This is a genomic window from Streptosporangium sp. NPDC049078, from assembly GCF_040648855.1.
Taxonomy (GTDB): domain Bacteria; phylum Actinomycetota; class Actinomycetes; order Streptosporangiales; family Streptosporangiaceae; genus Streptosporangium.
In genome coordinates, this window is sequence record NZ_JBEZEL010000020.1 from 33,809 (window position 1) to 52,597 (window position 18,789).

33 protein-coding genes are annotated in these 18,789 nt (G+C 69.9%); 2 read left to right on the forward strand and 31 right to left on the reverse strand.

Going from position 1 to position 18,789, the window contains the following annotated elements; translation table 11 throughout:
- Positions 1 to 13: 13 nt before the first annotated feature.
- From AB0B90_RS30215 to AB0B90_RS30340, 26 genes are all read right to left on the reverse strand, one after another.
- Entirely contained in the window at positions 14 to 211 is a 198-nt protein-coding gene (locus AB0B90_RS30215) for a hypothetical protein (protein ID WP_362925932.1), read from the reverse strand.
- Positions 212 to 240: 29 nt separating this feature from the next.
- Positions 241 to 702: a hypothetical protein gene (locus tag AB0B90_RS30220; RefSeq protein WP_362925933.1), complete on the reverse strand. Its 462-nt coding sequence runs from the start codon at positions 700 to 702 to the stop codon at positions 241 to 243.
- The gene (locus AB0B90_RS30225) at positions 702 to 1,256 is read right to left on the reverse strand and encodes a hypothetical protein (protein ID WP_362925934.1); all 555 of its coding nucleotides are present in this window, start codon (positions 1,254 to 1,256) and stop codon (positions 702 to 704) included. Before AB0B90_RS30225 ends, AB0B90_RS30220 begins: the two co-directional genes overlap by 1 nt.
- Entirely contained in the window at positions 1,256 to 1,594 is a 339-nt protein-coding gene (locus AB0B90_RS30230; RefSeq protein WP_362925935.1) for a hypothetical protein, read from the reverse strand. Before AB0B90_RS30230 ends, AB0B90_RS30225 begins: the two co-directional genes overlap by 1 nt.
- Positions 1,594 to 1,917, reverse strand: a complete 324-nt coding sequence (locus tag AB0B90_RS30235) for a hypothetical protein (protein ID WP_362925936.1) — start codon at positions 1,915 to 1,917, stop codon at positions 1,594 to 1,596. Before AB0B90_RS30235 ends, AB0B90_RS30230 begins: the two co-directional genes overlap by 1 nt.
- A 33-nt stretch (positions 1,918 to 1,950) precedes the next feature.
- Positions 1,951 to 2,370, reverse strand: coding sequence for a hypothetical protein (locus AB0B90_RS30240; protein WP_362925937.1), 420 nt, complete (start codon positions 2,368 to 2,370; stop codon positions 1,951 to 1,953).
- On the reverse strand, positions 2,370 to 2,825 hold the full coding sequence (locus AB0B90_RS30245; RefSeq protein ID WP_362925938.1) for a hypothetical protein: 456 nt from the start codon (positions 2,823 to 2,825) through the stop codon (positions 2,370 to 2,372). Before AB0B90_RS30245 ends, AB0B90_RS30240 begins: the two co-directional genes overlap by 1 nt.
- A gap of 12 nt (positions 2,826 to 2,837) precedes the next feature.
- Entirely contained in the window at positions 2,838 to 3,290 is a 453-nt protein-coding gene (locus tag AB0B90_RS30250; RefSeq protein WP_362925939.1) for a hypothetical protein, read from the reverse strand.
- A 68-nt stretch (positions 3,291 to 3,358) separates the two neighbouring features.
- Positions 3,359 to 3,700 carry a hypothetical protein gene (locus tag AB0B90_RS30255; protein WP_362925940.1) on the reverse strand — a complete coding sequence of 114 codons (342 nt, stop codon included), beginning with the start codon at positions 3,698 to 3,700 and terminating at the stop codon, positions 3,359 to 3,361.
- Between the two features lie 10 nt (positions 3,701 to 3,710).
- On the reverse strand, positions 3,711 to 4,646 hold the full coding sequence (locus tag AB0B90_RS30260) for a hypothetical protein (RefSeq protein WP_362925941.1): 936 nt from the start codon (positions 4,644 to 4,646) through the stop codon (positions 3,711 to 3,713).
- 19 nt (positions 4,647 to 4,665) lie between these two features.
- Entirely contained in the window at positions 4,666 to 5,058 is a 393-nt protein-coding gene (locus AB0B90_RS30265) for a hypothetical protein (protein ID WP_362925942.1), read from the reverse strand.
- 4 nt (positions 5,059 to 5,062) lie between these two features.
- Positions 5,063 to 6,625 carry a phage protease gene (locus AB0B90_RS30270; RefSeq protein ID WP_362925943.1) on the reverse strand — a complete coding sequence of 521 codons (1,563 nt, stop codon included), beginning with the start codon at positions 6,623 to 6,625 and terminating at the stop codon, positions 5,063 to 5,065.
- A gap of 27 nt (positions 6,626 to 6,652) precedes the next feature.
- Complete coding sequence (locus tag AB0B90_RS30275; RefSeq protein ID WP_362925944.1) at positions 6,653 to 8,677, reverse strand: hypothetical protein; 2,025 nt, start codon at positions 8,675 to 8,677, stop codon at positions 6,653 to 6,655.
- 16 nt (positions 8,678 to 8,693) lie between these two features.
- Positions 8,694 to 10,229 carry a phage terminase large subunit gene (gene terL / locus AB0B90_RS30280; protein ID WP_362925945.1) on the reverse strand — a complete coding sequence of 512 codons (1,536 nt, stop codon included), beginning with the start codon at positions 10,227 to 10,229 and terminating at the stop codon, positions 8,694 to 8,696.
- 15 nt (positions 10,230 to 10,244) lie between these two features.
- Positions 10,245 to 10,826 carry a hypothetical protein gene (locus AB0B90_RS30285; RefSeq protein ID WP_362925946.1) on the reverse strand — a complete coding sequence of 194 codons (582 nt, stop codon included), beginning with the start codon at positions 10,824 to 10,826 and terminating at the stop codon, positions 10,245 to 10,247.
- Positions 10,826 to 11,404 carry a hypothetical protein gene (locus AB0B90_RS30290; RefSeq protein ID WP_362925947.1) on the reverse strand — a complete coding sequence of 193 codons (579 nt, stop codon included), beginning with the start codon at positions 11,402 to 11,404 and terminating at the stop codon, positions 10,826 to 10,828. The genes AB0B90_RS30285 and AB0B90_RS30290 overlap by 1 nt, the downstream gene beginning before the upstream one ends.
- Complete coding sequence (locus AB0B90_RS30295; protein WP_362925948.1) at positions 11,404 to 12,399, reverse strand: hypothetical protein; 996 nt, start codon at positions 12,397 to 12,399, stop codon at positions 11,404 to 11,406. Before AB0B90_RS30295 ends, AB0B90_RS30290 begins: the two co-directional genes overlap by 1 nt.
- Positions 12,400 to 12,412: 13 nt before the next feature.
- Complete coding sequence (locus tag AB0B90_RS30300) at positions 12,413 to 12,748, reverse strand: hypothetical protein (RefSeq protein WP_362925949.1); 336 nt, start codon at positions 12,746 to 12,748, stop codon at positions 12,413 to 12,415.
- Complete coding sequence (locus tag AB0B90_RS30305; RefSeq protein ID WP_362925950.1) at positions 12,745 to 13,086, reverse strand: hypothetical protein; 342 nt, start codon at positions 13,084 to 13,086, stop codon at positions 12,745 to 12,747. Before AB0B90_RS30305 ends, AB0B90_RS30300 begins: the two co-directional genes overlap by 4 nt.
- An 11-nt stretch (positions 13,087 to 13,097) precedes the next feature.
- Positions 13,098 to 13,403, reverse strand: coding sequence for a hypothetical protein (locus AB0B90_RS30310; protein WP_362925951.1), 306 nt, complete (start codon positions 13,401 to 13,403; stop codon positions 13,098 to 13,100).
- Positions 13,404 to 13,422: 19 nt separating this feature from the next.
- The gene (locus tag AB0B90_RS30315) at positions 13,423 to 14,550 is read right to left on the reverse strand and encodes a LamG-like jellyroll fold domain-containing protein (RefSeq protein ID WP_362925952.1); all 1,128 of its coding nucleotides are present in this window, start codon (positions 14,548 to 14,550) and stop codon (positions 13,423 to 13,425) included.
- Positions 14,551 to 14,603: 53 nt separating this feature from the next.
- Positions 14,604 to 15,170 carry a hypothetical protein gene (locus AB0B90_RS30320; protein WP_362925953.1) on the reverse strand — a complete coding sequence of 189 codons (567 nt, stop codon included), beginning with the start codon at positions 15,168 to 15,170 and terminating at the stop codon, positions 14,604 to 14,606.
- A gap of 44 nt (positions 15,171 to 15,214) precedes the next feature.
- On the reverse strand, positions 15,215 to 15,469 hold the full coding sequence (locus AB0B90_RS30325) for a hypothetical protein (protein WP_362925954.1): 255 nt from the start codon (positions 15,467 to 15,469) through the stop codon (positions 15,215 to 15,217).
- A 148-nt stretch (positions 15,470 to 15,617) separates the two neighbouring features.
- On the reverse strand, positions 15,618 to 15,782 hold the full coding sequence (locus tag AB0B90_RS30330) for a hypothetical protein (protein ID WP_362925955.1): 165 nt from the start codon (positions 15,780 to 15,782) through the stop codon (positions 15,618 to 15,620).
- A gap of 29 nt (positions 15,783 to 15,811) precedes the next feature.
- Positions 15,812 to 16,111, reverse strand: a complete 300-nt coding sequence (locus AB0B90_RS30335) for a DUF6221 family protein (protein WP_362925956.1) — start codon at positions 16,109 to 16,111, stop codon at positions 15,812 to 15,814.
- Positions 16,104 to 16,352 (reverse strand): hypothetical protein, encoded by a 249-nt coding sequence (locus AB0B90_RS30340; protein WP_362925957.1) that lies wholly within the window; start codon positions 16,350 to 16,352, stop codon positions 16,104 to 16,106. The genes AB0B90_RS30335 and AB0B90_RS30340 overlap by 8 nt, the downstream gene beginning before the upstream one ends.
- A 109-nt stretch (positions 16,353 to 16,461) precedes the next feature.
- Between AB0B90_RS30340 and AB0B90_RS30345 the strand changes: the two genes are divergently transcribed.
- Positions 16,462 to 16,845, forward strand: a complete 384-nt coding sequence (locus tag AB0B90_RS30345) for a helix-turn-helix domain-containing protein (RefSeq protein ID WP_362925958.1) — start codon at positions 16,462 to 16,464, stop codon at positions 16,843 to 16,845.
- Between the two features lie 33 nt (positions 16,846 to 16,878).
- Complete coding sequence (locus AB0B90_RS30350; protein WP_362925959.1) at positions 16,879 to 17,019, forward strand: hypothetical protein; 141 nt, start codon at positions 16,879 to 16,881, stop codon at positions 17,017 to 17,019.
- Between the two features lie 48 nt (positions 17,020 to 17,067).
- Here the strand turns inward: AB0B90_RS30350 and AB0B90_RS30355 are convergent, their stop codons facing one another.
- Genes AB0B90_RS30355 through AB0B90_RS30375 form a run of 5 tightly spaced genes read right to left on the reverse strand, consistent with a single transcriptional unit; the run spans position 17,068 to position 18,627 of the window.
- Positions 17,068 to 17,319: a hypothetical protein gene (locus tag AB0B90_RS30355; RefSeq protein ID WP_362925960.1), complete on the reverse strand. Its 252-nt coding sequence runs from the start codon at positions 17,317 to 17,319 to the stop codon at positions 17,068 to 17,070.
- Positions 17,316 to 17,711 (reverse strand): DUF6221 family protein, encoded by a 396-nt coding sequence (locus tag AB0B90_RS30360; protein ID WP_362925961.1) that lies wholly within the window; start codon positions 17,709 to 17,711, stop codon positions 17,316 to 17,318. Before AB0B90_RS30360 ends, AB0B90_RS30355 begins: the two co-directional genes overlap by 4 nt.
- Entirely contained in the window at positions 17,704 to 18,219 is a 516-nt protein-coding gene (locus AB0B90_RS30365; protein ID WP_362925963.1) for a DUF6372 family protein, read from the reverse strand. Before AB0B90_RS30365 ends, AB0B90_RS30360 begins: the two co-directional genes overlap by 8 nt.
- On the reverse strand, positions 18,206 to 18,457 hold the full coding sequence (locus AB0B90_RS30370; RefSeq protein WP_362925964.1) for a hypothetical protein: 252 nt from the start codon (positions 18,455 to 18,457) through the stop codon (positions 18,206 to 18,208). The genes AB0B90_RS30365 and AB0B90_RS30370 overlap by 14 nt, the downstream gene beginning before the upstream one ends.
- Positions 18,454 to 18,627, reverse strand: coding sequence for a hypothetical protein (locus tag AB0B90_RS30375; RefSeq protein WP_362925965.1), 174 nt, complete (start codon positions 18,625 to 18,627; stop codon positions 18,454 to 18,456). Before AB0B90_RS30375 ends, AB0B90_RS30370 begins: the two co-directional genes overlap by 4 nt.
- Between the last annotated feature and the right edge of the window lie 162 nt (positions 18,628 to 18,789).

An 18,789-nucleotide genomic window follows, 5' to 3' on the forward strand; every position in this document is an offset into this window, starting at 1 on the left:
TTGCGTTATGCAGTTATCCGGCCATGAGCTGGGCGATCACCCGTCTGCGCTCTTCTCGGTCCTGACGAACCGGAGCAGCGGGCGTGAACAAGTCGTCGAAGTCGACATGCGGATCCGGTTGAACCTGCTGCTTGTCGACGCCGGCCAGCGTGAAGAGCGCTGTGGTGCGCTGCAGGTCGGCCCGCCACTCGATCCACAGGGCATGCAGCACGTCGAGCAGATCGGGGAAGGGCAGGTCACTCAGCCGTAGGACACCAGCTGCGTCTCCGGCTCCGCCTGCACCGGCACCTGCTCGACGGTGGCCCGCGAGAAGGAAACGACCGTCGCAGTAGCCGGGTCGTTCGGCGGCCCATCGGAGGAGTCCGAGGGCCTGCTGGTAGGGCGGTTACCGGCCTCCGACATGAGGTCACTGATGATGGCCAGCAGCGTCTCGTCGTCCGTGCCGTGTTTGCGGCAGTGGCTGCGGAACCTCCGGTAGGTGGTTTCGCCGAGCACCATCAGGAAGACTTCCGCGATGATGGAGGCGCCCTCCGGGCTTTGCGAGTCGACGCCCATCGCGGCCAGGCGGGCGAACTCCGACAGGTCGATGAGGCTGACGGAGCCCTCGTTTTCGAAGACGACGCCGTCGAGTTCGAAGGAGAAGTCGAACCCCTCGCCGGTGCTTTTCTTGCGGCCGGGCGAGGTGTAGGAGCGTCGGGCCATCAGGCAGCCCTCGCGACGTCGAGGATTGCCTTGAACGCCTTGGCTGCGGCGGGCTTCTCCAGCTTGAAGGAGCAGCTGATGGTGGCCTTGGAGGCGCCCTTCTGGCGTGACATTTCCATGCCGCCGACCTGCAGGCATTTGCGGTACACCCAGCGTTCGGTGGCGTCCTCGGACTCCCAGCCGAGCATCGTCCTGGTTTCTTCCCCGAGGTCTGGCGGTTCGAAGGTGACGATGCCGCTGCCTGCGGTGATGGTGCCGCCGTTGAGTGCGGTCTTCAGGTTGCGGGCGGTGATCTCGGCGAGGGCGAAGTCGAGGTTCATCTCGCGGCTGGTGAGGGCGACCGCGATGGGGTCGAGCTCCTCGGCGACCTCGACGTTCTCGCTGTCCACGGAGTAGTTGAACGTGCTGCCCTCGGCGGTGTAGCCGAGCGGAATCCATGAGGCGGAGACCGACGCCCACGGGGTGGTGAGGTCGGTGGGCTCGGTCGTGCCGAGCACCGCGATGTACAGCTTGCCGGGGCCGAGCGCGAGCGCTCCCGGGTTTCCACGCGCCATCAGGCGTCACCTTCCTTGCTGCTGGTGGCCTGGCCGGGCGCGGTCTCAGGCTCGATCTGGGGGGCGGCGGGCGGGCGAACCTTGTCGGCCCAGCCGTACTTCTCGACGTGCTCGGCCGGGACGCGGTCGCCGACGTTGAAGGCGCGGCTGAACTGGTCGTCAATGAACAGGGGGGCAGCGGCGATGTAGTACGGCGGGCCGGGCTCACCCGTGGCGGTCTGCGCCTCGACCGTCGACGTAGCGGACGCGTCGTCGGCCAGGGCAACCTCCCTGACGGACTGCGGGCCAAGCGGCTTGTCTTCCTTCGCCGGGGTGGAGGAGGGCTCCTTGCGGCTCATCAGGCGACCTTGAAGACGCCGACACTCAGGTCGGTGACCGCGCTGTAGGTGATGGACGCCTGCCCGTCCGCGCCCGCGTACCGGCGGCCCAGCGGAATCTTCCACCGCTCCCCGGCGGGAACAGTGAAGGGCCGGTCGGCGATGGCGAGCCCATCGACGGTGCCCGGCGTCACGAGGGTCACGGTCTTCGACGCGTCGTCCTCGTTGAGCACCTCCAAGAACACGCCGTCGCCGGGGGTTGCGGTGTCGCCGCCTCCCGCGGCGGAGGTGAGGACGGATGCTGAGCCGCCGGGCACCAGCACCTGTGTGGTCAATGCCGCCATGGGTTCCTCCAGGTCAGGCGAGTTTTAAAGGGGTCAGAGCAAGAAGAAGGAGGCATCCACGACGTAGTGGTACTGCTCCCGGTCGGAGTCGTGGTTGTCGACCAGCAGCGGCCCGGCGAGGTCGTCGGCGACCAGACACCGTGTGTCGCCCATGGCCGCTGGGGTGCCGCGCAGCGCGTCGACGGCGTTGGCGTAGGCGACGGCGGCGATCTCCGCTGCTTCGTCGGTGCCGGCGAAGATGGACGCTGAGATGCGGGGGCTGTCGATGGTGTCCTCGGCGACCAGATCCCCGGTGGCGCGGCCGATGCGGGACAGCAGGGCGTAGGCGCCGTGGCCGGGTGAGCGGGGGTGCTGGCGGAAAGCGCCGAGCGCGAGGGGGCGTCCGGCGCCGACGAGGGTGTCGAGGCTGTTGATCCAGTTCCGCACTGCGGTGACGGCGACGACGTACGCCATCAGGCGCCTCGCAGGTCTTCGAGCGCGGGCCGCAAATGTGGTTGAGCGCTGGTGCCGGGGTGGTTGACCTTGCGGGCGAACCGGACCTTGCCGTCGGAGCCAACCCAGCGCAGCCAGCCGCCCGGCTTCTTCGGCCGGATCACATGCGGACGCGTTCCGACCTCCATGAACAGGCCGTACGGCTCCCCCTGCGGAGTGCGGGCTGGGGAGGCGATATCGACGTACAGGCCGAGCGCGTCCCGCCCCATCTGCCACCCGATCTTGGAGCGGAGGTAGCCGGACGGCCGGCCACCGGACCCGCGGGGCGAAACCGGCGCCCGTCGTTTCGCGCCTTGCGTGACGATCTCCCCGTAGCGGGCCAAACGGCGGCCGACCGGCCCGTCCGCGCCGTGCAGCAGGTCGTCGAGCTCGGCCTCGTTGAAGCGGATGTCGATCCCGCGCCCGCCAGCAGCCACCGGGCACCTCCTCTACAGGGGGTAGTCGCCGGGCCAGGTGGGGGCGGGCATGCTCCACACCGGGAGCAGAGACCCCTCGGAGCCGGGCGAGCCTGCGTCGCTGACCGCCTCCACGAGCCGCAGCAGCGCGTCTTTGGCGCGCTGGTCGAGGCGCTCGGATACGTCGACGTCGGCGTCCCGGTCGGGGTAGGCGAGTTCGATGTCGGCGGCGGCGCGCAGCGCGGCGGCTTTCTGCGCGAGCACCCGCAGGTAGGTCGGGGTATCGGGGACGCGGCCGGCGACAGCGCCGAGCACCTCCGACACTGCGGAGTCGATGAACCGGGCCGCCTGCTCCCCAGTCGGGGTGGTCGAGGCGTTGAACGTCATCGACAGGGTGTCGTCGCCGGGCGTCGCGTCGCTCGACCGGGTGCGGGTGGGAATGTGGTCGGCGACTTCTTCCAGGCTCGGCGCCCACGGCTCAGCCACGATCCCCTCCTATTCGGTTGTGGTGGTCTGGCCCGGGACGGAAGAGGTGCCCCGGGCCAGACCACGTCTTACTGCTGACCGGATTTGAGGAAGCGGCCCTGCAGCTCCTTGAGGGTGAGCGCGTCCAGCTCGGCCCGGTCGCCGCCCTGGGCGACGCCGTGGTCGACGAGCTCCGCCTTCGACGAGCGCGCGGTGAGCTTCTGCTCCGGCTCCTCGGCGGGCGGCTTCGGCTCGGCCGACGCGGCGACCTCCTTGATCAGCCCGACCGACAGCAGGTGCTTGATCCGGTCTGCGGGCACCCCCGGCGGCAGCACCGCGTGCTGGTGCAGCATGACGAGCTGCGCGCCCTGAGGGGTGTCGATCGGGAGGTTCGCGATGCACGCCCCGACCACCTGATACGTCTTCGACATGCGACGACTCCTAGTCGATCGTGTTCGTGATCCGGATACCGGCGCCCGGCTCCTGCACGACCGGCACGGTGATACGCCGCCCCCACAGGTCCCACGCGTCGTTCTGCGCGATCCGCGCCGACTGCACCTGGACGGCCATCTCGTCGACCGTGTAGCCGGGGTCGACCTCGGACTCGTCGGCCATGCCGCCGAGCTCCCGGCTGTCGAGGATCCACACGTCGTCGGTCGGCAGCCGGGACGCCGGAGCCTCCACGACGACCAGTCCGGCGATCCTCTCGATCTGGCCGCCGTAGACGGGGTTGTCCGTGGACTCTCGGCGCCGCACCGCGGCGACCTTCTCGTCGCTGGCCATGAGCGCGTACTTGGTGCTGGACATGAGGATCGTGTCCGGCATGTACCCCATGTCCAGGTCGGCGATCTTGGCTTTGGCGACCTCGATCGAGCGGAGGATCTGCGGGTTGTTGCCGTTCCAGGCGCCTCCGTAGGTGTCGGCGTCGACGGTGGCGGTGACGGCGGAGGCGACGGCGGCGATCGCCACCGAGTCCACCTTGCTGATGATCGTGTTGACGACCTTGCGCAGCGACCGGTCCACCTCGTCGCCGGGCCGCGCCTGCCGCTTGATCCGCTCATCCGTCATGCGGGTCGACTGCCCCCACTTGGTGACGGCGGCCAGGGCGGCAACGCCTTCGGCGGTGACCGCGCGCGGATACTCCGAGCCGGGGGCGACGCCCTCGACGGGCCGCGCGTTCAGGATGGGCTCGGACACCTCGTAGAGGACGGCGCCGCCCGCGCTGCGGAACCGCTGGGTGAGGATCCGGTCGGCGACGAACCGCATGTTCGCGATGGTGCGCAGGCGGCGGCGGATCAGGGTCGGCGACTGCAGCATCCGGTGGATGGTCAGCAGATCGCCGGACAGGGTGGGGGCCCCCGGGGGGTTGACGGGCATCGTTCAATTCCTCTCGGGGTTACCAGGCCATCCAGCGGACGCTGTTGGTGTCGGTTCCGGTGGTGAGGGCGACGCCGACTGCGGACCGGGCGGCGTTGATGTCTCCGGCCGCGTTTCCGGACGCGGCGGCGAGCGCCTTGATCTTGCCGGTGGCGCCGGTCTGCAGCTGCCCGCCGGCGGTGATGTCGCCGTCGGCGACGGTTTCGTGGATGACGCCGCGCGGGTAGAAGGCGACCCTGCCTCCGGAGGGGGCGTCTCCGGCGGCGACGCCGATGTAGTTGGCGGCTCCGGCGGCGGCGGGGGCGACGGTGCCGGAGCCGGAGACCGCGAGCAGCTGGCCGCCGGTGACGGCGCCGGAGGTGGTCAGGGTGGCGACGCTGCCGGGCAGGAAGATCGGAAGGTAGTCGGACACCGGATCAGGCCTTTCCGGGGACGGGGGTGGAGAAGAAGCGGTCGAACTCGTCGTCGTCGCTGGCGGGTTCGCCGCCGGGCTCGCCGATGTCCGTCATGGGGACCAGGCCGTCGGCGAGGCTCGCGAGGAGCTGCTTGGTGCCGTCGGGGTCGGCCTCCCACGCCTTGGCGTAGTGCTCGCGGCGGGCGGGCGGGAACTTGCCGGCCTTCACGGCGTCGTCGAGGGCCCGGTCGCGGGCCTCGGTACGCTGCTGGGCGCGGGCGGCGACGCCTTCGGCTGCCTGCCGCTCCAGCTGGGCGAGGCGCTCGCTGTCGACCAGGACGGCTCCGTCGGGGATCGCAGCGGCGACCGGCTCAGCTGACTTGGCGGGGTCGGTGAGCTCAGCGATGGTCTCGTCGAGCTTCGCCAGGATGGTGGCCTCGTCAGCGTCAGCCGGGAGGCTGAGCCGCTCACGCAGGCCCTCGTCCAGAGTGGGCATGAGCGCCCCTCCTTCGGGTGTGATGGTGGGCCCCGCGGCCGGCTCGACCGGGGGAGACTGTGGGGGGGCCGGGATGACCTCCGGCGTGGGCGGCGCCTCGGGCGGCACCACGATGGGCGGAGCGTCCGGGTCCGCGGGGGTGGCCGGGGTCGGCGCCGCAGGCTGAGACGGCGGCGGAGGCTGCGGGGTGGAGGCTTCCGGCCGGGACTCGTCGCGCGACCTGTACCGGATCACCCGCTCCTCCCCGGCGGAGGCGGCGACCGTGGGGGCGTCGTCGTAGCGGACCACCACCCGCACCGGGTCGCCGAACGCGACCGCGTCCTCGCCGTCGCCGTCGCCGATCATCACCGGAACGCGGGAGCGGCTGCCGGTGGCGTCGTCGATCGCGATGATCTGCATCGGGTCCAGCTCGATCGCTTCGATCCAGATGTCCCAGCCGCGGCCAAAATCGCTGCTGTAGAAGGCGCGGCGGACGTCTTCGGTGGTGACCCCGGCCGCTATCTGGGGTGCGCGGGGGTTGGGCACGGGATCCTCCCGGGTGGCGTGGACGGTGACGGCGATCGACTCACCCGAGACGGGCGGCGGTGTGGAGGCGGCGACGCCGTACAACGCGGCGACGTCCTGCAGTGACTGGAGGGTGCCGATACCGGGGGCGGCGACGCCGAGCAGCGCGACCGCGGTGATGACGAACGGGTGCAGGTGCCCCATCTGGCAGCGATGGTCGAACTGACCCTCAATCGACCGGTCGGGGTAGGCGGACGCGATGATCGGGCCGAGCCAGCCGGGCATGCCCGCGTAGTCGCCGACGAGGGTGCGGCCCGCTTCAGCGACGGCCATGTTGCTGATGTAGCCGACTGCGGGGAGCCCGTCCCAGCGCAGCCCCTGCTCGTCGGGGTCGGCTTCCAGGTGGCCGAGCTTGAGCACCGGCCGGCGGACGGCCGGGCAGTCGAGGGCGGCGACGGCGGAGGCGAGGTCGTTGGTGCTGAACGTCACTGGGCCGGTGGACAGGTTCCAGGTGCCGGTGTGCATCAGTTCGACGTTCGCGATTTTCGCGAGCGGCGGCGGTGTGGGCACGGCGAGGTCCGGCACGGGTCACCTCCGCGAGGCGTTGAGGGGTCAGTTCCAGACGGTGGCGACGATGCCGCGGCAGCGCAGGCGTCCGTCGCAGTCGATGTAGCCGCCTGTGATGTAGGTGGCCTTGGCTTCTGCCAGGTCAGCGAACTCCTGGCCGTCGATCTCCGAACATTTCGGGCATGTGTTCTGGTCGAGTACTTCGCTCGCGTAGTACGTCGCCTCCGGCGCCACGTCGAGGACGGCGAACCGGCCGTCCGACTGCGCTGCGCTGAGGGCTCCGCCGAGCTGCTCGCGCAGGAACGCATCCGACAGGCTGGCGAGATGGTCGACCACCGCGGCGGCGACGTCCTCCCCCGACGCGTCCGGTGTGGCCCGGCGGATCGCCTCCCGGGCCCCGGCTCCGGCGAGCTGGGAGGCGAGCAGGGCGCCCAGTGCGCGGGCCAGGTCGAGCAGGTGGGACTCGTTGACGGGCGGCTGGTCGACGTCCACCCCCTGGGAGGCGGCTTCGGCGACCATCTGGGCGGCCGACTTCTCCGCCACCGCGACCATCGCCGCGCCCAGCAGCTGGATTGCCGCACCCGGGTCGAGCACCAGGCGGGCGAGTGCGGTGAGGTCTCCGCCGGTGATGATGTCGCGGATCTGCTCGGCTAGCTCGTCACGCCAGGTGGCGGAGACGCCTGCCCAGTCGGCGAGCAGCCCACCGAGGGCGTCGGACCAGACGGCTTGGATGGCGTCCGGGTCCATCCCCGAGTCGGCTTCGACGAGCGTCAACTGCCGATGCCCGCCGTCCTCCGATCCGGCGGCCCGCACCGACCGGGGCCGCGGCTTCCGGCGACGGGCCTGCACCGGCACTGGCTCCGGAGGGGGTGGTGGTGGGGTGGTGCGTTGTGGGAGCCGCCAGGCGGCGCGCACGTACGCTTCCAGGTCCGGGTCTGGGGTGATCGCTCCGGAGGAGATGAGCTGTTCCAGCGCCTGGGCGTTGACTTCGTGCCGGTCGCCGACGTCGGTGGCGACGATTTTCGGCGCGGGTTCGTCTTCGCCCCAGTTCAGGTCCACCGAGGGGATGACGGCGCCGAGGGTGGCGGCGTCGGCGATCTCGTCAGCGACCGCCTGCAACGACACGAAGAACAGCTCCAGCATGGTGTCGCCGAGCGCGCGGCTACCGTTGCGGGTTTCGCCGAGATCGAGCAGGCCCGTCAGCGCGCTGCGGCTCATCTGCTGGTCCAGATACCTCACGAACTCCATGGCGTCCGGCACCGACCCAGTCATGCCGGTGATCGCCAGGCGGAAGCCCGGCGGCAGGCCGACACCCGCGCTGTCTCCGGCGCGCATGGCGGAGGCGAGCCGCTGCGCTTCGGTCACCTGGCCCGGGGTCGCTCCGGGCGGGGCTTCCACCGACGGAACGCCCATCCCGAAGCGGCGGATGCTGGTGGCGTGCACCCTCCACAACTCATGCTTGATCAGCCACGGTCCGTACGCGGGGCGCAGGATGCTGCGGCCCGTCCAGGTGGCGCCCTCCCGCTCGTGCGCGTACCACAGCAGCCGATCCGCAGGGATGGGGCCGCCTACGGCGTGCTCCTGGCTGATGGACTTCAGGGTGCCGTCGCGGTTGACGTCGAGGGCGCGGATCGTGTGCGGCAGCCGCTCCCCCAGATTGATCAGACGGGCCTGACCATTCCGGATTTCGTAGCGGCGCTCGAACGGCATGTGCCCGTACACCAGGCTCAGCAGGGCAAGGCGCAGATGGTCAGCCCACCGCACCCCGCGGCGCCGCGCCGGGCCGGGCATCGTGCCAGCGTCCAGGACGGGCAGGCCGAGGTCGTCAGCGACGAGCTGGGCGACCTCGTCGCGGCAGCCGGTCGGATCGACGGCCCACGTCGCGCGGCGAATCGGCAGGGTGTACGCGGCGAGGATGGCGGCCAGCTGCGGGTCGTGGCGCATCCGCGCGTACGTCTGCACCGACGTGGGCCACATGAGATCCGGGATGATCTCCAGCAGATCCGTGTACAGGTGCCCGTAGTGGCCGCCGTCGAGGACACCGATATCCCGGGTGGGGGCGCTGACCATCACGAACCCCCTGCTCTCAATAGTTGACGCTCATGAAATCGACGCCAGCGGATCCGCCGGTCGCCGCCGCGTACGCCTGGCCGATCACCCCGTCATCCGAACCGCCCCGACCAGGCAGCGGCGCAGACTCCGCAGGCAGCCAGTGCGCTCCCGCCACCCGGGCCGCGTAGGCGACCACGTCCACACAGTCGTCGTGCGTCCCGTTCGGGAATGCCAGCAGCTCATCCCGCCAATCGGCCACCTCAGGCATCCGATCCTGCGACGGCAGCCACAACCTGCCGGAGTCCGCGCGCGCAGTCGCCGGAAGGGCTCGGGTGATCTTGTCGGCGTCGGCGTGCAACTCCTGCACCGGCACCCCAGCCTGAGCCGCCTCGTACACCAAGGTCGTGCCGAACATGCGCGACTCGACGAACACCACGTCCGCCGACCAGCGTTCCCGCAACCCCCGCACCGCGGGCCAGTGGCCGGCCGGGTCGAGGCGCTCCCGGATGCCGTCGAGCATGACCAGGTCCCCAGCCGGGCCGATCGCCCACACCGCGGCCGCCGTGTAGTCCGCCGACGTTTTCACGCTCGCGGCGAGGTCGACGGTGAGGAACTTCCAGCAGTCACGCAGGTCAACGATGCGGTCGCCGAGCCGTAGCCGCTGCTCGCCGCCCGACACCCAGTGGCGCAGGCCAGCCCGTTTGAACAGGCCGCCGTCGGCTGGCTGGGGGCGCTGCTGGTAGAGGGCAGCCCATACGTACTCGCCGACGTCGCGGCGGATCGCGGCCCAGTCTCGCTCTCCGCGCGCTGAGATCATCGGTTCGCCGATCTGGCGGCCGAGCGGATCGTCTGGCGATTCGGCGACAGCGGGGATCGAGACGACACGCCATCGGCCAGGGTCTTGGGCCAGGAGTCGTCCGCCGAGGTCCGCGTCGTGCCATCTCGTTTGGATGATCACCACGCGGGAGCCTGGGCCGAGACGGGGTACGGCTACCGCCTGCCAGAACCGCCAGGCTCGCTCCCGGTAAGCGGCGGACTGCGCCTGTTCAAGATCTTTAAGCGGGTCGTCGACGAGGAGCAGATCCACAGCACGTCCGGTTAGGGACCCCGCCACGCCGCAACAGTAAACGCCGCCGCGGTGCCCCTCGATCTGCCATCGGCCCGCGGCCCGGGAGTCGGCGCGCAGGCGCAGGCCAAGGTCGATGGTGTCGTCGGAGCCGTCGTAGGTCTGGGTGTCCAGCTTGATGTCGCTACCCCACCGGCGGGCTATCTCGTCGGCGTAGGAGACGATCGCGATCCGCGTGTCCGGGTTGTTGACCAGCATCCATTCGGCGAAACGGTGCGAAACCCGGACAGACTTGCCCTCTTGTGGGCTCATGAACACCATGAGGCGGTCTACCTCGCCGTCAGCGACGGCGACGAGCTCGCGGTCGATGAGGTCCAGCGCCGGAGTCTGCACGGTGGTGGGGTCGAGGGCTTGGGCGAGGTCGCCGGGGGTGGCCCACCGTCGGGTGCGAGGCTGGAACTGGGCGGCGGCGATCTTCCACGGGGATGGCGCGGTCACAGTCACGGCGGCCCTCCCCTGTCATGCGATGCGCAGCAGCCAGCCCCAGGCACCCGCCTGGATGGTGATGGTTCCGGCGCCGGAGTCGCGGGCGAACTGCGGCACCAGCAGTCCCCCGCTGGCGCCAACCTCCACCGACCCGTCGAGCCGCCACGGCGTCGCCGTGTTGGCCGCGATCACGTAGGCGGGCGTGTTCGTCGCGGCGAACGCGTTGGTGCAGCCGTTGTGCCAGGTGTCCGCGCCGACTCCGACGTGCAGATGGTGGTTGACGATCACACCGGAGGCGCCCAGGGACGGGCCGTTGATGGCGGCGGCGATGTAGCAGCCGGTCGCCGAGCTGCTGTAGGTGCCGGAAAACTCGAACACGTAGACGCCGCCCGCGACCACCGGTAGGCCCAGGCCGGTCATGTCGGCGAGCGTCGTGGTGGTGTTGGTCAGCGCGCTGGCGACGCGGCCGGTGACGATGTCCAGGACGCGCAGAGCGGCACCGTCGGAGGTGCGGGCTGCTGGGCCGGACGCGAGCCCGCCCAGCGCGGTGAAACCCGCCTCAGGCGTGTCCAGGACGGCTTCGGCGAGCAGCGCCGGAGTCAGGAACTGCGTCATCAGCCGACCGCCCACGCGTACCCGTAGGAGCCGATCTGGAGGGTGACCGCGGAGGAGGCGACCTCGGACCGCATGCGCAGCTGCAGGGTGCCGCTCGCAGAGACGTGCACGTGGCCCCATACCTCCCACGGCATGCGGGTGCCGGTCGAGCTGGCGGTGCCGAGGATGGCTGTGTTGTACGCCGAGACTGCTCCGAGCATGGGGATGGCGTTGGTGTGCGCCATGAAAATGTTGCACATCAGGCCGTCAGAGCCGAGGGTCGGCCCGTTGACCGCCAACCCCAGCCCCGTTGTGGACGCGGCGCTGACGTACTGGCCGGAAAACCTGAACAGATACCGTCGCCCGGCTTGGACGGCGAGACCAAGGCCGGTGGCGTCGCTGAGCGCGGTGGCGTTCGACGCGACCGTGGATGTCAGCCGGACCGGGGCCGGACCGGCAGCCAGGAGGCGCTCCACCCCAGCGGAGTCCTCGGTGTACAGCAGGTCGCCGGACCGGGCCGACAGCGCGGTGTAGCCGGATGGCGGGCTGGGTGGGCTGGCCTGCTGAAGCAGCTGCAGCGCGGTCAGGTGGGTGGACATCAGCCCTGCACGACGACCCTGTATTGGCCGCTGGTGGGTGCGGTCGCGAAGTTCAACCTCACGGTGTTGGTGTCGGTGCGGGACACATCGCAGATCACCGTCTCCCGGGAGCCGGAGTTGACGAACACCTCCACCGACACGTCGTAGGTGCCGAGGTTGTGGCTGATGTCGATCTGCGTGTTCGACCCGTCGCCCACGTTCGCCGCCACATGCCGGGACACCACAGCCGTGTCGACCGCCACCGCGTCCGCAGCCACCGAGATGCCGGTGCCCGCGCCGACGGCCAGAACCCCGGTGGTGTGCGTCAACCCGGCGCCCGCCACGCTGGCCGACAGGGCGACGTCATCGGCGTTCACCGTGATACCGGTGCCCGCGCCGACGGCGAGCGCGGAACCAGCGCCGCCGGTCAGACCGGCGCCGGCCGCGGCGGCGGCGATGCGCACCGTGTCGGAGGAGACCTCCAGGCCCGCCCCGACGGACACGTTGAACGTTCCGGCCGGGCTCTCGCTCAAACCGTCACCGGCGGTGTAGGAGGAGCCTCCTCCGCCGAGCTGTGACCAGGTCAGCGGGTCGGTGCCGACGGTCGCGGTGTCGGCGGTCTGGATGTACACCCGGTCGGCGTTGACGGTGCCGGAGGTGACGGTGACGGCGACGCCCTTGCCGTCGGAGCCGCTGGCCATGTCGACCGCCCTGGTGGGGGCGCCGGAGGCGGCGACGACGTAGATGCCGTTCTCGGCGCCGGACGACTGGTCCTTGATGAGGATGCGGTCGCCGGTGGCGAGGGTGACGCCGTCGACGACGTCGCCGTTCTCGAACCCGCTGGCCAGGGTCGCATTCGTGGTGGTGGCTGCGCGGACGCTCTGCTTCCAGTTCAGGCCTCTGGCGACCTGGTCGACGTACGCCTTGGTGGCCGCGTCGCTGGCTGAGGACGGGTCTGCCAGGGAGACGATCCGCTGGTTGTCGAGGTCGAGGCCGTTGAGGACCTTGCGCGTCATGCTGTGCTGCCCCTTATCCGATGATGGCTTTGCCGGAGAACGGCGCAGCGAAAGTGATCACAGTCGTGTGGACGTCGGCCCAGACGACGTCGGTGAGAACCTCAGAACCGTCGTCGGCGAGCACCGACACATGCGCATACCGGCCCAGGTTGTGGACGATGGTCCACGTCGCAGCGGGTATTCCGGCCCGGTCGTAGACAAAGATGTCGCCGCCCGCCGGACCCGGCGGCCCCTGCGGTCCGGTCGGGCCTGGAGCGCCTGCCGGGCCGGGCGGCCCTGCTGGGGGTGAGACGCGGATGGTGCGCTGGCCGGGCGGCGGGCTGACCTGGACGATGCGGATGCCGATCACCGGGTGACCTCCGGTTCAACCTCGACGGTGCCAGCCAGGAGGCGATACACCTGGTCGACGTCGCCGGGGTCGTACAGCTCCAGGTCCCAGACGCCGCCCCGGTCGAGGGCTGCGGTGGTGGTGGCGGGGATGCGCAGGGTGATGGTGCCGGCGTCGTGGTCGACGGCGAGGTGCTCGGTGAGGTCGAGGATGACGGCCAGGGCGAGTGGTTCGGCGCGAACCTGGGCGCGGGCCTGCCAGGTGGCGGGGATGGGCCACACCGCCTCGTCGTTGACGATTTCGTAGCGCTCCTCAAACGTGGCGCCTTGCTCGATGACGAGGCGGTGGAAGGCGGCCACGACTCCCCCTTCTAGCTGGCGTAGACGGTGCCGGGTTGAAGCACGGGGATTTCCGGGGCGGCGGTGATGCGCACCCACACCTGGTAGAGGATCCCTTTCGTCAAGGGCAGCTGGGTGCTGGGGCCGACGAGGATCATCGCCTTGGTCGCACCGTCCTCGACGATCCACTCCGCGGGCAGCCAGTCGTCGGGCCCCGGGTCTTGGCCTGCCGGGAGCAGCGCCATGTGCACCAGGAAGTCGGGCAGGTCAGCGGATCCGCCGACTCCCGCTTTCACATACTCCTTGGAGATCGCCGGGATGGTGATGGACGGGCCCACCGTGCACCTCCCTTCTCGGTCAGGTGGTTGGCGGGGTGGAGGACCAGGCGCGGCGCAGCGGCAGCGCGACCGCGTGCCGGTCTTTCACCTCGACCACCGTCAGCGAGTCGACAGCGGCGCCGGTGTCGGCGAGCTCGGGGAAGAACACTTCGCTGACGGACAGCTCGTCGACGGCGGACGCGGTGTCAGCGAGCGGCACGGCCGCGGAGACGGTGAGCGCTTCGGCGGCGGACGCGGACTCGGCGAGGGGTGCGGCGACGCCGTCCACCGTCAGCGCGTCGACGGCGGTGCCGGTGTCTTCGAAGGCGACCGGTTGGCCGTTGAACATCGTGTCCGCGGCAGCGCCGGCGTCGGCGAGCTGCACGGTTGCCGACACGGTGAGAGCGTCGGCGGCGGACGCGGTGTCGGTGAGGGCGATCTGCCGGGTGACGGTCAGCGTGTCCGCGGCGGATGCGGTGTCGGTGAGCGGCACCGTCGCCGACGTTGATAGGGCGTCTGAGGCGGCGCCGGTGTCGGTGAGGGGGATGGTGGTGGCGAGGGCGGGGTCTGTGTCGGTGGCCGCGCCGGTGCCGCCGGTCAAGGTTTGGCTGTTGCCGGAGTCGTCGGTCGTGCTGGGGGTCGCGAACCGGTAGTAGGCGCGCAGGTTCGAGGTGCGGACCGGCGCGAACTGGGCGGCTTCCGCCTCCATCTCCGCCTGCGACAGGGCGGCGGTCCAGATTTTGAATCCGGCAAGCGACCCGTTCCACCACGTGGTGTCGGAGGCGCCGACCCGCAAGGTGGCGATGTTGACGCTGCCGGTGCCGCTGCCCCAGGTGGAGGTGGTGAAGCTGCCGCCCTCAGGTTTGGAGACGCGGCGGCCGGAGGAGCCGCTGACCGCGATGCCGACGAAGTACCAGGTGTTGGTGCTGACCGACATGGAGCCGAGAGGGCCGGAGGCGTCGTCGGCGACGACGTTCAGCGAGAAGCCGTCGAAGGTGCCGGACAGGCGCGCGTAGTTGGTGCCGTCGCCGTTGTGGACGTGCCAGACGGTGCGCAGTGAGGGGGCTATGGCGGCTTTGACCCAGCAGCAGACGGTGAACGCGGATTGGACGCCCCAGCCGGTGGCTCTGCTGTAGGCCTCTCCGGATGCGTCGAATCTGACCGACATGGCCGCCTCGCCTCCTGCTGTCGGGGCTGCAGGTCAGACCAAAGAGAGATCATTTAGGAGAACGTGACAGCGGCCGATGCCGCCCACGTCTGCCCGTTCGCCTTCGTCCCTTGGGCGATGCCGGCCTTGTGGTTCCAGAAGCAGGCGGCGACCGTGGTGCTGTCTGCGGTGGCGCCGATGTCCATGCCGAATTCGTTCCACGCCCAGTTCGCCTCCGACGGCCCGAACGTGGTGGCGAACGACAGGCTGCGGGTGCCGAGGGTGCCCGCACCGGTCACCAGCTTGTACAGCTTGTTCGTCACCGCGTTGAGGGCGGTGTCGGTGTAGGTCTCGGTGGTGTTGCTGTCGCCTACGCCGATGCGGGTGTGGGTGGCGGTCATCGCCTGCGTGCCGCCCTGGTTGGTGAGCAAACTCATCAACCTGGTCCATCCGGCGTTCGTCACCAGGTTGCCGAGCACTTCGGACACCTTGTACGGCTCGACGCCGAGCCGGGCGAAGTCCTCCGCGGTCGGCGACAGCAGTCCGGACTTGCGCTGTACCCATGCGGTTTGGTCGGCGTCCCACCTGTGGACTGTCCAGCGGGTGGTGGCCTGGGCCGTGTCGACGGCGGTGGCGGTCATGGCACCCTCCAAGCAGGTCGGGGCGGGGAAGCGGGGTGAGGGGTTCAGGCGGCGGTGCGGAACGACTCGCGCAGGCGGGCTCGGAGCTCGTCGCGGGCCTCGGGGGTGGCGGGGACTTCTTCGCCGCGGTGGATGCAGCCGTCGATGGTGGCGAGGTCAGCGAAGTCGTAGGCCTTTTCGCGGCCGAGCCGGCCGATCTGGCGGGCGGCGTAGCGTTGCGCCCATTTCCGGATGGTGGCGGGGGTTCTACGGAGTCGCTGGCCGCCGGTTTTGGCGGTGACGGGTTCCAGGGGGGTCATGTCACCCCCTGGATATGCGAAATGCCCTCACCGTGGTGAGGGCATACGTGTCTCGCCTGCGCGAAGTGTGACACGTCGGGGCCGCGAAGGTCAATCTGCTGTCATATCGGGGGGTTGTTCCAGGTCGCGGCGTTGCGGCAGTCGATGGTCAGCTCGGGTTGCCCGCTGGCGCGCCGAGCGCGGGGAACCGGGCGGCGAGCTGGAGCTGCTGCTCGGGTGTCAACCGGATGGCGAGGAGTGCGCGAGGAATGAGGATGACGTCGCCGCTGGGGCATGGGAGGACGTCGACGGGGAGGCGCTGGGTGTCGAGCATGGTGCGCTCATTCTCCCAGGTGGTTGGCGCTACTTCGTGCTCTCGCTGGCAGCCGTCATCTTGGCGTAGTCGGGGTGCTGGTCGTAGTCCTTCGCGAACTGGCGGAGGATCTGCTCCTTCATGGCCCGCGCGGCGTCCGCCTGTTCTGCCGTCCATCGACCGAACGGGTCGGGCCAGGAAGCGAGGATTCGCTGCTTGGTTTCGATGTCGCGGAGTGTGCGGGCGGCGTAGTCCTGGACTCCGCTGAGGCTGGAGAAGTTCACGTCGGCGTCAGCATCGCGGTGCTCTTTGTCCCAGCGGGCGCTCAGGAAGGCTTTCAGGTCATCCATTCGCGGTTCCCTTTCGTGCTTTCGGTCCTCTGGGGAGGGCTTCCACGCCTCGCACGCGCAGCTCTTTGCGGATGGTGACTGCCGTGGGGAATGAGCGGGCGGCGAGGGTGTCGGCGGTGTCTACGCCGTTCTTCACCCGTTGGGCGCATAGGTCGAAGAAGGCTGCGCGGTCTTCGTCTGCCTTCTTCTGAGAGCGCTGGCACTGTTCGCTGGCTGCGGCTACGGGGTCGGGTTCAGTCATACGAAAGATGGTAGCGAAACCCTCTTGCGAATTAAAGGGGATCGGTGCATGATGAATTCGTAAGCAAGTTACGAAACACCGGAGCGAAACTCTGGGGAGGGAGCACAAGATGGCCAGCATCCAGGTCACCACCCGCGAAGCCGCAGCCGCCCACCGCGTCTCCCTCCGCACCGCCCAGCGCTGGGCCGCCTCGGGCAAGCTCAACGCCGCCAAGAACGAGGCCGGCCGCTGGGTCATCACCCTCAACGCCAACCTCGCCGACTTCAAGCCCGCCGCCATCGACAAGGCCCGCGAACTCATCGAGTCCGGCGGCATCCTCCCCACCAGCCGCCCCGGCATCTACACCGCCGTCAGCTCGGACGGCGCCGTCACCTACCTCGTGCACCGGTGCGGCTGCTCCTGCCCAGCCGGCGCCCGCGGCAAGCACCTCTGCTACCACCGGGCCGCGGCCGCCATCCTCGCCGCCGCTGTCCCCGCGCACCGCGCTGCCTGACCTCCACCCAATCCCCCTCTCCGAGGAGAAACCATGAGCCGCACCATCGAGATCCTCGCCGCCCAGACCGACCAGGACTTGGAGGACTTCGCGTCCTTCCTCACCCCGCAGCAGCAGACGCGGTTCTGGGAGCGGATCGCTGCCGAGCGCAGTACACAGAAGCCCGCCGTCTGACCTCCGCGCGTCGGCCCCCGCCAGTTCTTTGGTGGGGGCTTTCGCATGTCACCAGGGCGGCTCAGGCTGGTAGTGCTGTAGTGCCTCGTTGAAGCTGGCGTCCATGGCCTGCACGTCCATGATGATCATCTGCCCATCGGTGACGATGGGGCTGGCGATGACGGTGAGGATGTGGTTCCACCCGGCGGCCTCGATCGCCTCACGAACCCAAGGTGCGTCGGCGGGTGAACAGGCGAGGGTGCGTTTACTGTCGCCTTCGATCTGCGCCCAGAACTTCAGGTCGGCCATCAGGTCGCTCACGGCCGCCATTCCTCCCGGTAGTCGTCGTGGTCGGCGTACGGCAGGGCGAGCACTTCCAGAAGTCGGTCGGCGGCAGGGTTGTGGTGGCCCCACTCCCCTTCAATCATGCCGTCCATGCCCTGGATGTCCGGGAACAGATCATCGAGGAGCTTCCGCTTGGCTGCGACCTCACGGAATACGCGGTTCGGGTCGTGGCGGACGATGTGCTCGATGTCGTACGCCGGGAAGGCGGGGTTGGTATACGTCTCAGCGATGAGCACAGCCCGCGAATTGCTGACCTGCTGCGGGTAGCCGCGCGGCGCAGTCCAGGTCCACGGTCCTCTCGTGGCAGCGACAGCGACCATCTCGTCCTCCTCAATGCGGGCGCGGATGAATTCGACCAGCTCATTCACGTCCGGCTCTGGCGAGTTGCGCGTCCCGGCACGGCCCGCACACCGGGATCTGCCGCCGTCCAACCGTGGGTGAGACGCGGACGAGTTCGTCGACGGCGTCGTGCTCGCACACGTTCACCTGGTCGCGGTGGGCGGCGACGCACAGGCAGTGGCAGGACGGCGGATCCGGCTCCAGCTCGCCGCGCTCGGCGGCCTCGATGTAGGCGCGGCCCTCGGGGCTGTTGGCGAAGTCGACGAGCTGCCGCCAGCCGGGCGACTCGGCGAACGCTTGGACGGTGCGGATCATCTGCTCGGCGACGGGGCGGACCGCTTCGGTGAACGCCTGCATGCTCGCGGTGATCCGCTCGGCGAGCACGCGGGCTGCTGCCGGGTTGGCCTGGAAGGCGCGGGTGATCGCTGCCAGGTCGGGCTGCTTCCGCTCCTCAGCGGTCCACACCATGGCGTCGGCGCTGCCGTACCAGGTGATGACGTCGTCGATGTGGGCGAGGGTGTCGTCAGGGGTGGGCATGGCGTGCCATCTCCTCGTCGGCGAGCGCTGCCAGCGCGGCAGCGGCGGCGGATAGTTCAGCGAGTTTGTCGGCGGGCAGTTTCGCGACCGCGCGCTGGGCGGCGGCGAGGTCGCCCCGGTAAATCCATCCCATGGCTTCCTGCGCGGTGAGGATGTGGCCGGTGTGAGTGAATGCCTCGGCGGCTTTCTCGGCGGCGGCGCGGAGGTCTTTCGCCCACTGCGGCTCGTCACCCGTCACCGGGTCTCCAGTCTCTTGATGCCTGCGGTGAAGTTGACGCGGGCGCGGATACGGGACTCGCCGGGCACTCCGGCGCGCATCGCTTCCTGCACGAACGCGGCCAACTCGTCGAGCGTCATGCCCTGCTTGCCATCCTCGGCGACGGCGGCGACAGTGCGGGTGATGGTCACGGCGCGCCCCTCCTTGCCTCCCGTCGGGAGGGTGATCCTGCTGAGCCTCGCAACCGCGGCCGGCGGGCGGGTTCTTTGGCGACCGGCTCAGACGCCTTGGTGTCGGAACGGGGCGCAGGCTGAGGGGGTGCCGGACTGTCAGCGGCGATGAGGGTCGACTTA